A 14,168-nucleotide genomic window follows, 5' to 3' on the forward strand; every position below is an offset into this window, starting at 1 on the left:
GGCGCCTCTCTGCTTGCGGTGGGTGTGGGACCACCTTGGCGCCCTCGGCTTGCACCGGGCTTTCACGCCGCTTTCACGGCACGCGCGAGGGCCGCCCCCGCGGTGCGGGAGCGGCCCTGCGGCGTGCGGCTAGCCCTTGATGGCGCCGGTGATGACGGCCTTCGTGAAGTGCTTCTGGATGAACGGGTACATGATCACGATCGGGACGATCGTGCACACGACCACGGCCATCTTCAGCGCCGAGTCGGGCGCCTGCGTCTGGTACTGCGAGACGTCGGCGGCGGCCCCGGGCAGGCCCTGCGTGGACATGAGCATCCGCTGGAGCACGACCTGGATCGGCTGCGTGTCCAGGCCCGGGATGTACAGCACCGCCGAGAAGTAGATGTTCCAGTACCCGACCGCGTAGAACAGCGCGATCACGGCGAGGATCGCCTTCGACATCGGCAGCACGATCTTGAACAGGGTCCGGAACTCGCCGGCGCCGTCCATGCGGGCCGCGTCCAGGAGCTCGTTCGGGACGCTGTTCATGAAGAAGGAGCGCAGCACGATCAGGTTGAACGCGTTGAGCGCCATCGGCAGCACCAGCGACAGGTAGTTGTCGAACAGGCCGAGCTTCTGGACCACCAGGAAGCTCGGGTACAGGCCCGGCGCGAACAGGAACGTGAACAGCACGAGCATGAGCAGCGGCCGGTGCAGGAGCGAGCCGGGCCGCGAGAGCCCGTACGCCGCGCCGATGGTGAGGACCATCGAGAGCGCGGTGCCGCCCGCGGTCAGGCCGAGCGTCAGCAGCAGCGACCTGGTGAGCGCGCCGCCGTCGAAGATCTCGTGGTACGCCTGGAGGCTCAGGTCGGTGGGCAGGAGCAGCAGGTTGCCGCCGGCCCGCGCGAGGGCCTCCTCGCTGGCGAAGCTGGTCGCCACGACGGCCCAGATCGGCAGGACGATGGCCGCCGCGTAGCAGATCAGGAAGATCGCCTTGACGGTCTTCCCGAGCCACGAGGGCTCCTCGTCCCAGACGGGGCGGGCGCTCCGGCGGCGGGGCTTGAGTCGGATGTCGGTGGCGGTCATGACTTCTGGTAGATCCCTTGCTCTCCGAGGCGGTGGGCGACGTTGTTGGCGACCAGGACGAGGATGAGTCCGATGACGCCCTTGAACAGGCCCGCCGCGGTGCCGAAGGAGGGGCCTTCGGTGCCGATGACGCTGCGGTAGTAGACGAAGGTGTCGAGCACTTCGGTGGTCTGGTAGCCGACGGCGTTGCGCTGGAGCTGGTACTGCTCGAAGCCGACGTTGAGGATGCCGCCGATGTGGAGGATGAGCAGGAGCACGATCACCGGCCGGATGCCCGGGAGGGTGATGTGCCACATGCGGCGCCAGCGGGAGGCGCCGTCGACCGCCGCGGCCTCGTACAGGCTCGGGTTGATCGAGGCCAGGGCCGCCAGGAAGATGATCATGCCCCAGCCCGCGTCCTTCCACGCCCACTGGAGCCAGGCGAGGAACAGGAACGAGTCCGGGTTCGAGGTGAACGTCAGGCGCTCGCCGCCGAAGTCGAGGAGCCAGTTGGAGACCAGGCCGTCCGAGCCGAGGGTCTGCACGAACACGGTGACCACGAGGACCCAGGAGAAGAAGTACGGCAGGTACACCACGGACTGGAAGAGGCTGCGGACCTTGGTCGAGACGACCGAGTGCATGACCAGCGCCAGCACGATCGACAGCGGGAACAGGAACAGCAGGTTCGCGAACGCGTACTTCAGGGTGTTGAGCAGCGCCGGCAGGAAGTACGGGTTGGCGAACAGCCGCTCGAACCACGCGAACCCCACGAAGGGGTTCTCCCAGAAGGGCCGGTGCGGGCTGTAGTCCATGAACGCGATGATGTTCCAGGCCGAGGGCCAGTAGAAGAACACCGCGAGCTGGGCCAGCGCCGGGAGGGTCAGGAGCAGCAGCGGCCAGTCGTGCCGGAGCCGCTGGGCCAAGGTCCGCTTGTTCCTGCCGCGGGGGCGGGCCTGCCTCCGGCTCGGGGCCGGGGGCGCTGAGGTCTGGAGTGCTGCCATCGCTTGTGAGAGTCCAGTCGGTGAGTGCCTGCGGGGACGGGAGGGCCGGGCCGCGAACGGGGTCGCGGCCCGGCTCCGGGCGTCTTAGCCGTGCAGCTTTTCGTACGCGGCGGTGTAGTGCTCGCGGCCGGTCTCCCCGCCGTTCGCCTTCCAGGTCTCGACCATCTCCGGGATGGACGACAGGTCGGCGCGGCCGAACGCGATGTCGTTCTGCTGGTCGATGAGGACCTGGCCGGCCGACTTGAAGTCGGCGGGGCCCTCGACGCGCATGCCCTCGAAGATGTTCGCCTCGGCGAAGTCCTTCACCGACGCGTTGTACTCGAAGCGCGCCTGCACCATCTCGGGGGTGCCGGTCAGGAACTGCTGGACGTGCCCGGACATCGTCTTGTAGTTGACGGGCGCCTGGACCACGGCGGTGCCGGTCTCGTTGAACACCGGGGTGCCGTCGGGGCCGTACGTGAAGTGGGTGCCCTCGACGCCGTAGTTGAGGATCTCGTACTCGGTGGTGCCGTACGGCGCCGAGCAGAAGTTCGCGAAGTCGAGGAACTCCTCGACCTGCTCCTGGGACAGGTCCTTGTTCAGGAACGTCCAGGAGTCGACACCGGTGTTGACGTGCACGAGCGGCTCGCGGCCGTTCGCCGACAGCGCGCCGAGCGGGGCGATCGTGCCGCCGGTGCCCTCGGCCGTGGTCTGGTCGATGAAGCCCTGCCACCACGAGATGCCGTCGAGCTGGAACACGATCGTGCCGGCCTTGTGCAGGGCCTGGCCGTCGAGGGTGCCGGTCGGGGTGTCGGGGTGGACGAGCTTCTCGTCCCACAGGGTGCGGCGGAACTCGAGCCACTCGGTGTACTCGGGGCGCTCGCAGTTGTGGACGAGCTTGCCGTCGATGTAGGCCCAGCCGTCGCCGCTGGCGAGGCCGAACCACTGCGGCGTGAGGTAGTCGGTGCCGGCGAAGGCCCAGCGGCCGTTGGCGTCGTCGCTGACGGCGCGGGCGACCTCGAGGAGCTCCTCGACGGTGGTCGGCATGGCCTGGCCCGCCGCCTCGAGGAGGTCGGTGCGGGCGAACATGGCGTTGCCGGGGCCGCCGGAGAAGGAGCCGGGGATGCCGAAGACGCGGGCGGTCTCGGGGTCGTTCGGGTCGGTGGACCACACCGACTGGCCCCACGAGGCGGTCGGGAGGCCCGCGAGCAGCGGCCAGCGCTCGGAGATGTCGCCCTTGACGATGTCGGTCAGGTCGTAGAAGGAGTTGACGACCGTCTCCTGGAAGTTCGGGTGCGCGAACAGCATCCAGCTGAACAGCATGATGCCGTCGCCGAACTCGTTCGCGTTGAGCCACTGGACCGAGGTCTCGGCGAAGGTCACGCCGTCGGCCTGGCGCAGGTTCACGGTGGTGCCGCCGCACGCCTCGGCGACCGCGGCGAAGTACGGGTCGTCCTGCGAAGGCGCCTCGCCCCACATCGGGACGGTGATCTCGAAGGTCCCGCTGTTGGAGGGGAGCGCCTCGATCGCGGGCACCGGCTCGGGGTAGGTGGTGAAGCCGGACGGGTGGTTCGGCGGCTCGCCGACGAGGTCGGGCTCGACCGGGAGGGGCCATTCCTTGTACGTGGGCAGGAAGTCGAAGCCTTCCGTGGCCTGCGAGGTGCCGCTGCCGGACTCGATCTCGCCGCACGCGGCGACGAGGGGCAGGCCCGCGGCACCCGCGGCACCGAGGCCGGCCACCTTGAACAGGGAGCGGCGCCGGAGGGGCGACCTGTCGGAGGGAGTAGCCACGTTGCTGTCCTTTCGGTCTGACGGTGTCGTGAGGGGTTGGATCGGGAGGGGGTTGGCCGATAATTAGTTCGGCTATTCGATAAACTAACGTAGCGCACGGTGGCAGGGCCCACAAGCCGGGGGTCAAGCGAAACGGGCGCGGATTGATCACGATTCGGGAACGGGCCTTGTAGTTGAACGTGCACATAGACCACTGTCAGGGACTGCCCGACGACCGTTTGTCGCCATCCACGACAATGCCAGTCAACGATTCGCAAGCACCGCCGACCGGGCCGGTCCCCGGCCCGCACGCGTCGCGAAGCGCGCACGACGACTCGCAAGCACTGCCGAGACCGCTGCTCGACCACGCCGCCGGCGTCGGAGCACCAGACGGGCCACCAGCTCGCAACAGGAGGAGAACATGGCGATGCGCATAGCGGCGAAGTCCGCCGGTCCGGGCGAGGCCGAAGAGGAGCCCGGCCGCGCGGGCGGACGGACCGCCGGCGCCGCCGAGCGGGCCAAGCGGGCCGACTTCACCGACGTGCGGGCCAACAACCTCGGCTTCGTGCTGCGCCAGGTCCGGGCCGAGGGCCGGTGCTCCCGCGCCGACCTCGCCGCCAAGACCGGCCTGAACAAGGCCACCGTCTCCTCCCTCGTCGCCGAGCTCATCGAGCGCCGCGTCCTGCGCGAGTCCGGCTCGGTCATCGGCAACATCGGCCGCCCCGCCGTCCTCCTCTCCGTCGACACCGGCTACTACGCCTCCCTCGGCGTCGAGGTCAACGTGGACTACATGACCCTCGTCGCCGTCGACCTCGCCGGGAACCGGCTCCTGTCGTGGCGCCGCGCCCACGACGGCGCCCACGCCACCCCCGGCAAGTCCGTCTCCGCGCTCGCCGGCCTCGCCAAGCGCGCCGTCGACCGCATGGACTCCGAGGGCCGCCAGATCCTCGGCCTCGCCGTCGCCGTCCCCGGCATGATCGACAACGACGGCGTCGTCCAGCGCGCCCCCATGCTCGGCTGGTCCGACTTCGACCTCACCGGCCGCCTGCGCCAGGCCATGCGCGACCCCAAGTACGCCGTCACCGCCGACAACGACGCCAACCTCGGCGCCGTCGCCGAGCAGCGCTTCGGCTCCTGGGCCGGCGTGTCCAACATGATCTACCTGACCGGCGAGATCGGACTCGGCGCCGGCCTCATCGTGGACGGCGAACTCCGCAGGGGCGCAACCGGATTCGCGGGCGAGATCGGCAACCTCCTCATCGAGGTCGACGGCCGCGTCGGCCGCGTCGAGGACTTCGCCGGCATCCGCGCCGTCCTCGACGAGCTGTCCGAATCGGACGACATCGCCGGGACGGAGGTCGAGGCCGAGGTCGAGGACATCGTCACCCGCGCCCGCGCCGAGGAGCCCCGCGTCGTGGCGGCCCTCGAGCGGATCGGCCGCTGCCTCGGCGCCGGCATCGCGCTGGCCGTGGACCTGCTCAACCCGGAGGCCGTCGTCCTCGGCGGCCACTACCAGGCGCTGAGCCCGTGGATCGGCCCCGCCGCCGAGACCGAGCTCGCCGCCCGCACCCACGCCTCCGGCGCGGGCGGGGCCGAGATCGTCGTCTCGGCCCTCGGCCACGAGGCCCCCGCCCTCGGCGCCGCCACCGGCATCCTGAACGACATCGACGCCGGGCTCATGCCCACCCCGCTGGGCCGCTAGCCCGGTTGTTTCGGAACTGTTACCCCGTCCGTTTCCGCAGGTAGATCCCGGCGGAAACGGACGAACACCACCATTCGTGCACGCTGCGCCGCCCCGCCCGCCTTGACCCGCGGGCGGGCACGGGTGTAGAAATCTTGCATTCCTCAATCGAAGCGCTTCGACGAAGTTTCCTAACCGAAAACCCGCCACCAGGCGAAACACCCTGGTCTTCGAAGCGCTTCGATGGTGCAAGACACAGCCAGCGACAGCGACGTCCAAGCAAGGAAGACCCTCATGACCGAACTCGACCCGCGTCCCGCCTTCCGCGACCCCGACCTTCCCCGCGACGAGCGCGTCGCCGACCTCCTCGGCCGCCTCACCCTCGACGAGAAGATCGGCCTGCTGCACCAGTACCACCGCCCGGTCGAACGCCTCGGCATGGGCCCCTTCAAGACCGGGACCGAGGCCCTCCACGGCCTGGCCTGGCTCGGCGAGGCCACCGTCTTCCCGCAGGTCGTCGCCCTCGGCGCCACCTGGAACCCCGAACTGGTCGAGGAGGTCGGCGCCGCCGTCGCCGACGAGGTCCTCGCCTTCCACCACGACGACCCGGTCAAGGTCGGCCGCAACGTGTGGGCCCCCACCGTCAACCCGCTCCGCGACCCCCGCTGGGGCCGCAACGAGGAGGGCTACTCCGAGGACGCCTGGATGACCGGCCTCATGGGCGGCGCCTACGCGCGCGGCCTCAAGGGCGACGGGGCCGTGTGGAAGACCGCGCCCACCGTCAAGCACTTCCTCGCCTACGGCAACGAGGCCGACCGCTGCACCACCTCCTCGAACATGCCGCCGCGAGTCCTGCGCGAATACGAGTTCGCCGCCCACCGCCCGGCACTGGCGAGCGGCGACGCGGTCGCGGTCATGCTCTCCTACAACCTCGTCAACGGCCGCCCCGCGCACGTGACGCCCCTGGTGAACGCCGAACTGCGCACCTGGGCCGACGGCGAGGTCTTCATCGTCTCGGACGCCTACGCGCCCAACAACCTCGCGCAGCTCCAGGGCTACTTCGAGGACCTCCCGACCGCGTACGCCGCGGCCGTCAAGGCCGGCCTCGACTCCTTCACGCAGGACGACGACCGCGCCGAGGACGTCCTCGTCCACGTCCGCACCGCCCTCGAACGCGGCCTCCTCGACGAGGCCGACATCGACACCGCCGTCCGCCGGAACCTGCTCGTGCGCTTCGGCCTCGGCGAGTTCGACCCCGAGGACCCGTACGCGCGCATCGGATCGGAGTCGGTGAACTCGCCCGAGCACCGGGCCCTCGCCCGCGAGGCCGCGACCCAGTCGATCACCCTCCTCAAGAACGACGGCATCCTGCCGCTCCGGGCGCCGCGGAAGATCGCCGTCATCGGCCCCCTCGCCGACGTCCAGATGCAGGACTGGTACTCCGGGACGCTCCCGTACGCCGTCACCGCCCGCCAGGCCCTCGCCGAGCGCGCCGAGGTCGTCCACAGCGAGGGCGTCGACCGCATCCGCCTGCGCCACAAGACCGGCTACGTCACCGCCGTCGAGGACGGCGCGGAGCTGCGGATCACCGACACCACCGGCCCCGCCGCCCAGTTCGACCTGTTCGACTGGGGCGGCTGGTCCTACACCGCCCGCAACGTCGCCACCGGGCGCTTCGTGGACGGGCGCCTCGACGGCACCGTCGGCGCCGACTCGCCCGGCCCGCACGAGTTCGACGTCCACGAGACCTTCAAGATCGTCGAGGTCGAGGGCGGCAAGGTCGCGGTGCAGCAGATCCACAAGCGCGAGGACGCCGAGTCCGGGAAGTGGTTCGCGATCGAGGACGGCCGCATCGCCCTCACCGAGGACCAGGCGCTCGCCGCGGAGTTCGACTTCGACTTCGTCGTCAAGGCCCGCGCCGTCGCCGCCGAGCTCGCCCGCGAGGCCGACGTCGTGGTCGCCGTCCTCGGCGACCACCCGCTCGTCAACGGCCGCGAGACCGAGGACCGCCGGGACCTGCGCCTCCCCGACGCCCAGGAGTGGCTCCTGCGGGAGCTCCTGGACGCCAACCCGAATACGATCCTGGTCATGTCCTCCTCCTACCCCTACGCCGCGAACTGGGCCGCGAAGCACGTGCCCGCGGTGCTGTGGTCCGGCCACGGCGGCCAGGAGTGGGGCAACGCCCTCGCCGACGTCCTCTTCGGGGACCGCGACGCCGAGGGCCGGCTCCCGCAGACCTGGTACACCGACGCCGCCGAGCTGCCCGCCATGCTCGACTACGACATCGTGGCCTCCGACGCGACCTACCTCTACTACCTCGGCCAGCCGCTCTACCCGTTCGGCCACGGCCTGTCCTACGCGGACTTCAAGTACGCGAACCTCACGGTGGGCAGGGACCACGCCGGCCCCGGCGACGACCTCGAGGTCACCGTGGACGTCACCAACACCGCCGACCGCCCCGGCGTCGAGACCGTGCAGCTGTACTCCCACCAGTGCGGCTCGCGCGTGAAGCAGCCGCTGCGCCAGCTCCGCGCCTTCCGGAAGGTCCGCCTCGCCGCCGGCGAGACGCGCACCGTCGCCTTCACCGTCCCCGTGGACGACCTCGCCCACTGGGACAACGTCACCGGCCGCATGATCGTCGAGAAGAGCCGCCAGCGCCTCATGGTCGGGCGCTCGGCCGCGAACATCGTCCTGTCGGCCTCGGTGCGCATCGACGGCGAGACGGTCGGCCCCCGCGACCTGTCGCGGCCGCTCGCGGCCGCCGCGAACGACGCCTACGCCGGGGTGCTGTGGCGCGACGAGACCCGCGCCGCCGGCGACGTCATCGCCGCCGAGGAGGCCGGCGGCTGGATCATGCTGGGGGACTGCGACTTCGGACCCGGCTACACCACCGTCACCGCCCGCGTCTCGGGCCACGCCGCGCAGCTCCAGCTGCGCGTGGACGACCCGCTCGACGGCGACGTCCTCGCCAAGATCGACACCCCGATGACCGCGGGCGTCTACGACTACGCGGACGTCACCGTGGACTTCGGCGGCGCCGAGGGCGTCAAGGACCTGTACGTGACCTTCGAGTCCGGCCCGGTCCGCCTGGCGTCGCTCCAGTTCTCGAACCAGCGCAGCGGCGGTGAGTCCTAGTGGCCGCCCCAGGCCGCGGCGTCACCATCGCCGACGTGGCCGCCCGGGCCGGCGTCGCGGCCAGCACCGTCTCGTACGTGCTGAGCGGGAAGCGGTCGATCTCCCCGGAGACCGCCGGCCGCGTCATGCAGGCCGTCGCCGACCTCGGCTACCACCCGCACGCGGGGGCGCGCTCGCTCGCGTCCCGGCGCGCCGGGGTCATCGCGATGATGCTCCCGCTGCGCGACGGCATGCACCTGCCGGTGCTCATGCAGTTCGCCTCGGGCGCGGTCACCGAGGCCCGCCGCCACGATCAGGACGTGCTGCTCATGACGGCCGACGAGGGACCCGCGGGCCTGGCCCGCGTCGCCGCCTCGGCCATCGTGGACGGCCTCATCCTCATGGACGTGGAGGTCCGCGACCCGCGCGTGGAGGCCCTGCGCCGCCTGGGGCTCCCGAGCGTCCTCATCGGGTTCCCGGCCGACGCCGCGGGCCTCACCTGCGTGGACCTCGACTTCACCGCGGCGGGCCGCGCCTGCGCCGACTACCTCCGCGAGCGCGGCTGCGGCGACATCGCCCTCCTCGGCGCCTCCGAGGCGGTCTACGCCCGCCGCACCGGCTTCGCCGAGCGGGTGCGGGAGGGCTTCCTCGCCCGCTCCGGCCCCGCGACCGTGCAGCCGTGCCCGGACGACCCGGTCTCGGTGCAGCGCACCGTGAAGGAGCTCCTGGCCGCGAACCCGGACCTGACCGGGCTCGCCGTCCACAACGAGCCCGCCGTCGGCCACGTCATGCACGCGCTCGCCGACGCCGGCAAGCGCGTGGGGGAGGACTTCCACGTGGTCGTCATCGGCCCCGACGAGGTCGCCGAGCGCGTCCACCCGCAGCTGCCGTCGGTCCTCGTCCCGGCCGAGACCCTCGCCGAGACCGCGGTGCGCCACCTCATGCGCAAGCTCGACGGCCTCGACGTCCCCGACTCGACCCTGATCGAGCCGCAGCTCACCATTCGATAAGGCGCGCACGACGGAAGGCGGCGGCCCGGGGAGGGAGGTCCCCGGGCCGCCGCCCCTGCGGGAGGGATGTGGTCGGTGCGGCGTCAGCCGACGTCGAGCCCCCGCTCCTGGAGCCAGGCCAGGGAGTCGGTCTTCTCGCCGTCGATGAGCACCTCGAAGTGGAGGTGCGGCCCGGTCGAGTTGCCGGTGGTGCCCGCGAGGATGAGGGTCTCGCCCTTCTCGACCTCCTGGCCGACCTCGACGAGGACCTCCGAGGCGTGCGCGTAGCGCGTCTCGACGCCGTCCCCGTGGTCGACGTAGACCACGTTGCCGTAGCCGCCGGCCTCGTAGCCGACGTACGTGACGGTGCCGGCGCCGACGGAGACGATCTCGTCGCCCTCGTTGTTCCCGAAGTCGGTGCCGCCGTGCATCGAGCCGTTGCGCATCCCGTAGTACGAGGTGATCGCGGCCGTGGACGGGAGCGTCCACGGGTTCGCGGCCGCCTCGGCCTCGGCCGCCGCGGCGGCTTCGGCGGCGGCCGCGGCGGCCTCCGCCTCGGCCCGCGCCTGCGCCTCGGCTTCAGCCTTGGCCTGCGCCTCGGCCGCCGCCTGGGCGGCGGCCGCCTCCGCCGCGGCCTGCTCCGCGGCGTGCTCGGCGGCCATGTCGGCCAGGACGGCGTCGACCTTCCAGTCGGCCTGCACCACCGTGGCGTCCATGTCCACCTCGGCGTCGGCGGCCTGCGCGGCGGCCTGCCCCGAGAGGGCCGAGACCACCCAGCCGGTGATGATGGCGGCCGCCAGGCCCCCGCTCACGAAACGCCAGGTGTGACGTTCGCGACGGATGCGGCGGCGCCGCGCCACCGCGCGGAGGCGGCGGCTGGTCAGTTCGCGTGCTGCGTTCTCGCAGGTGTCGTCATGCTTGCCCATAGGACCGGGAAACCTACCCGACCGTATTCGGACAAACCCGGCTCAGCCTTCGAAAGCACGCCCGAACTGGTCCCCTTTCAGTGGATGTCGGCACCCGGGGGCGGCCGCACCTCCTACTTTCGTATGAGACCGGTAACGCATTGTCAACACTGGCTCGCGGACCGTGGCATCGGCGATATCGGCATGACCGTGACGCACACCGCCGCCTAAACTTGGAAGGTCTGCCTGCGGCCGGTCGGCCGCGCGTCTTCCACGAGGAGTGCCCCATGATCACCGCCACCGGTCTCGAGCTGCGCGCCGGATCGCGCATCCTCCTGTCCGGGGCCGATCTGCGGGTCCAGCCCGGCGACCGGATCGGGCTCGTCGGCCGCAACGGCGCCGGCAAGACCACCACCATGAACGTCCTCGCCGGCCTCACCCAGCCCTACACCGGCAAGGTCGAGAGCAACGGCCCCTTCGGCTACCTCCCGCAGGACCCGCGCTTCGCCGACCTCACGCAGACCGCCTCCAACCGCGTCCTCTCCGCCCGCGGCCTCGACAAGCTCCTCGCCGACCTCGGCAAGACCGAGGCCGAGCTCGCCGAGGTCGCCGACGACGACCAGCGCGACAAGCTCGTGCGCCGCTACTCCCGCCTCGAGGAGCAGTTCTCCGCCCGCGGCGGGTACGCCGCCGAGTCCGAGGCCGCCCGCATCTGCTCCAACCTCGGCCTCGAGGACCGCATCCTCGCGCAGCCGCTCGCCACCCTCTCCGGCGGCCAGCGCCGCCGCGTCGAGCTCGCGCGCATCCTCTTCGCCGACGACGGCGACGGCATCCTCCTGCTCGACGAGCCCACCAACCACCTCGACGCCGACTCCGTCAACTGGCTCCGCGGCTTCCTCGCCGGGCACAAGGGCGGCCTCGTCCTCATCACCCACGACGTGGAGCTCCTCGACGAGGTCGTCAACAAGGTCTGGTTCCTCGACCCCACCCGCTCGGTCATCGACGCCTACAACCTCGGCTGGAAGGCCTACCAGCGCCAGCGCGCCGAGGACGCCGAGCGCCGCCGCCGCGAGCGCGCCAACGCCGAGAAGAAGGCCGAGGCCCTCACCCGCCAGGCCGCCAAGCTCGGCGCCAAGGCCACCAAGGCCAAGGCCGCCAAGGGCATGCTCCGCCGCGCCGAGGCCATGATCGACAGCCTCGAAGAGGACCTGCTCCAGGAAAAGGTCGCCGACGTGCGCCTCCCGCAGCCGGCCCCCTGCGGCAAGGTCCCGCTCACCGCGACCGGCCTCTCGAAGTCCTACGGCTCGCTCGAGATCTTCACCGGCGTCGACCTCGCCATCGACCGCGGCTCCCGCGTGGTCATCCTCGGCCTCAACGGCGCCGGGAAGACCACGCTGCTGCGGATGCTCGCCGGCGCCCTCGAACCCGACACCGGCGAGGTCGTCCCCGGCCACGGCCTGCGCATCGGCTACTTCGCGCAGGAGCACGACACGCTCGACCACACCGGCACCGTCCTGGAGCAGATGCAGTCGGCCGCCTCCGCGAACGGCGCCGACGTGCTCGAGCCCGAGCTGCGCAAGATCCTCGGCGCGTTCCTGTTCCCCGGCGACGACGTGCACAAGCCCGTGAGCGTCCTCTCCGGCGGCGAGAAGACCCGCCTCGCGCTGGCGAGCCTGGTGTGCTCGGGCGCGAACGTGCTGCTGCTCGACGAGCCCACGAACAACCTCGACCCGGCCAGCCGCCAGCAGGTGCTCGACGCCGTCGACGGCTTCACCGGCGCGATCGTCATGGTCACCCACGACCCGGGCGCGGTCGAGGCGCTGCGCCCCGAGCGGGCGATCCTGCTGCCCGACGGCGACGAGGACCTGTGGTCCGACGACCTGATGGAGCTCGTGGAGCTCGCCTAGGGCCTGCCCTGCGGATCGCCGCGTTGCCGGCCCCCCGCATGCGACACCGGTGTTCGGGGGCCTTCCGAGCGCACGAACGGGATTTCGCCGCTCCCTGATCCACAGGAGCGGCCCTAGCCCGAGTACATGAGCACGATCGCCGCGCACGCGCCGGCGGCGGCACTGAGGAGCGGCGCCCGCACCGAGCGCCGCCGGTCGGCGAGCGCGGTCGCGCCGACGACGAGCCACGGGCACAGCGCGATCCACCCGTACTCGGGGTGCTCGGGGCTCGCGCCGCTGAGCGGGGCGATCATGAGCGCCAGGAGCGGCCCGGCCATGAGCGGCCACGCCGAGCTGGACCCGAAGCGGCGCAGGCTCTCCACGATCGCCGGGCCGCACGCCACGGCCACGAGCGCCGGCAGGAGCGCGAGCCACCACAGCTGCCCTGGGTGCGCGGCGATCTCGCCGATCGCCGCGTTGTAGGTGTCCACGAGCCCGTACGGCCACGAGGACCCGAACGCGGCCGACACGGCGAGCACGGCCAGGGCCGCGCCCGCGGAGACGAGGATCTGCGCCGGGCGGCGGCGCGCGAAGTACAGGCACAGCAGCGAGACCGCGAACCAGGCCGCGCCGTACCACAGCAGCGCCGCGATGCCGAGGAGTCCGCCCGTCGCGGCCGCTCCCCAGAACGCGTCGGCGCCCCTGACGCGCCGCTCGGAGGACACGGCCCCGCACGCGAGGACGGCCGCGCACGCGGCGGCCGCGATCCCGTCGACGCCGAGGGTCGCCCACGCCGCCCACGGCCCCAGGACGAGCACCGGGGCGATGCCCCGGGCCGCCACCGGTCCGGACACCGACTTCACCGCGACGAGCACCAGCGGCACCGCCAGGCTCGACAGGGCCGTGACCGTGATCGCCAGGCCCGCGTCGGAACCGGTGTGGGACACCAGGAGCGCGACGGCGCTGCGCGCCCCCGCGGTCGCCGTCGGCGCCGTCGTCGCGTCCACATCGGTGTGCAGGGCGGCGGACCACGCGATCGACGCCAGGTACGAGAGCACGAGGAGCGCCTGCCACGACATGCGCGCCGCCGCGGGACGCGAGGCGACCGCGAGCACGGCCGCCGCCGCGAACGGCGCGGCCACCATGCCGGGGGTCACCGCGAACGTCAGGCTCTGCGCGGGCCACCACGGCAGCGTCGCCGGCCCGACCGCCTCCGACGTGGAGACCGCCACGGACGCCAGGGTCAGCACCGCGGCCGTCAGGCACAGCCAGACCACCAGGTCCCGCAGGCGCCCCAAGCGGATCCGCGCCGGGGCGAGGGCGTCGACCCGTTCGGAGAACGAGGGCTGCGGAGCGGTCACATCACGAAACTATCGGGTATCCGACAGAACATCCGCCGAGCGACAGAACTCCGGCAAACTTCACAACACACCTGCATCACCCTCCGTATCCGGGAAAGGACTCATGACCCCCGAATCCATTCCACCCTCCGGCGGCGTCGGCGACGAAGCGGGCGCCGCGAAGACCGATCCGAACCGGCAGGTCCGCGGCGACGAGCGGCGCGAGCTCACCGCGCGCGTCACCGCCGCGTACGACCAGGGCCGCAGCATCCGGGACATCGCCTCCTCGATAGGCCGATCGTACGGTTTCGTCCACCGCCTCCTGGCCGAAGCGGGCGTCGACTTCCGCACCCGCGGGGGCGCGCGCAAGGGCGGCCGGAAATAACCGGGCCCCGGCCGGGCGTTGCAGCTTCGGATACGAACGACGAAGCCCGCCCAAGACCACCACCGGACTGCCGA

10 protein-coding genes are annotated in these 14,168 nt (G+C 71.7%); 5 read left to right on the forward strand and 5 right to left on the reverse strand.

Annotation, left to right across the window (positions count from 1 at the left end; genetic code table 11):
- Positions 1-129: 129 nt before the first annotated feature.
- The 3 genes from EIW28_RS08865 to EIW28_RS08875 form a co-directional block, all read right to left on the reverse strand.
- Positions 130-1,065 (reverse strand): carbohydrate ABC transporter permease, encoded by a 936-nt coding sequence (locus EIW28_RS08865; protein WP_125247328.1) that lies wholly within the window; start codon positions 1,063-1,065, stop codon positions 130-132.
- Positions 1,062-1,967, reverse strand: coding sequence for an ABC transporter permease (locus EIW28_RS08870; protein WP_197717159.1), 906 nt, complete (start codon positions 1,965-1,967; stop codon positions 1,062-1,064). The genes EIW28_RS08865 and EIW28_RS08870 overlap by 4 nt, the downstream gene beginning before the upstream one ends.
- A gap of 162 nt (positions 1,968-2,129) precedes the next feature.
- Positions 2,130-3,815 carry a type 2 periplasmic-binding domain-containing protein gene (locus EIW28_RS08875; protein ID WP_125247330.1) on the reverse strand — a complete coding sequence of 562 codons (1,686 nt, stop codon included), beginning with the start codon at positions 3,813-3,815 and terminating at the stop codon, positions 2,130-2,132.
- A gap of 400 nt (positions 3,816-4,215) precedes the next feature.
- Here EIW28_RS08875 and EIW28_RS08880 point away from each other — a divergent pair, with 400 nt between their 5' ends.
- The 3 genes from EIW28_RS08880 (at position 4,216) to EIW28_RS08890 (ending at position 9,599) form a co-directional block, all read left to right on the forward strand.
- Positions 4,216-5,496, forward strand: a complete 1,281-nt coding sequence (locus tag EIW28_RS08880) for an ROK family transcriptional regulator (RefSeq protein WP_197717160.1) — start codon at positions 4,216-4,218, stop codon at positions 5,494-5,496.
- Between the two features lie 273 nt (positions 5,497-5,769).
- Positions 5,770-8,610 carry a glycoside hydrolase family 3 protein gene (locus EIW28_RS08885; RefSeq protein ID WP_125247331.1) on the forward strand — a complete coding sequence of 947 codons (2,841 nt, stop codon included), beginning with the start codon at positions 5,770-5,772 and terminating at the stop codon, positions 8,608-8,610.
- Entirely contained in the window at positions 8,610-9,599 is a 990-nt protein-coding gene (locus tag EIW28_RS08890; protein ID WP_125247332.1) for a LacI family DNA-binding transcriptional regulator, read from the forward strand. Before EIW28_RS08885 ends, EIW28_RS08890 begins: the two co-directional genes overlap by 1 nt.
- 83 nt (positions 9,600-9,682) lie before the next feature.
- Here EIW28_RS08890 and EIW28_RS08895 read toward each other — a convergent pair whose 3' ends face one another.
- A complete protein-coding gene (locus EIW28_RS08895) occupies positions 9,683-10,504 on the reverse strand; it encodes a M23 family metallopeptidase (protein ID WP_125247333.1) in 822 nt (273 codons plus the stop codon).
- 266 nt (positions 10,505-10,770) lie between these two features.
- Between EIW28_RS08895 and EIW28_RS08900 the strand changes: the two genes are divergently transcribed.
- Positions 10,771-12,390, forward strand: coding sequence for an ABC-F family ATP-binding cassette domain-containing protein (locus tag EIW28_RS08900; protein WP_125247334.1), 1,620 nt, complete (start codon positions 10,771-10,773; stop codon positions 12,388-12,390).
- A 113-nt stretch (positions 12,391-12,503) separates the two neighbouring features.
- Here the strand turns inward: EIW28_RS08900 and EIW28_RS08905 are convergent, their stop codons facing one another.
- The gene (locus EIW28_RS08905) at positions 12,504-13,730 is read right to left on the reverse strand and encodes a hypothetical protein (RefSeq protein ID WP_125247335.1); all 1,227 of its coding nucleotides are present in this window, start codon (positions 13,728-13,730) and stop codon (positions 12,504-12,506) included.
- 103 nt (positions 13,731-13,833) lie between these two features.
- Here EIW28_RS08905 and EIW28_RS08910 point away from each other — a divergent pair, with 103 nt between their 5' ends.
- Positions 13,834-14,094 carry a helix-turn-helix domain-containing protein gene (locus EIW28_RS08910; protein WP_125247336.1) on the forward strand — a complete coding sequence of 87 codons (261 nt, stop codon included), beginning with the start codon at positions 13,834-13,836 and terminating at the stop codon, positions 14,092-14,094.
- Positions 14,095-14,168 lie beyond the last annotated feature (74 nt).

The sequence above is a fragment of the Glycomyces terrestris genome, from assembly GCF_003933745.1.
Taxonomy (GTDB): domain Bacteria; phylum Actinomycetota; class Actinomycetes; order Mycobacteriales; family Micromonosporaceae; genus Glycomyces; species Glycomyces terrestris.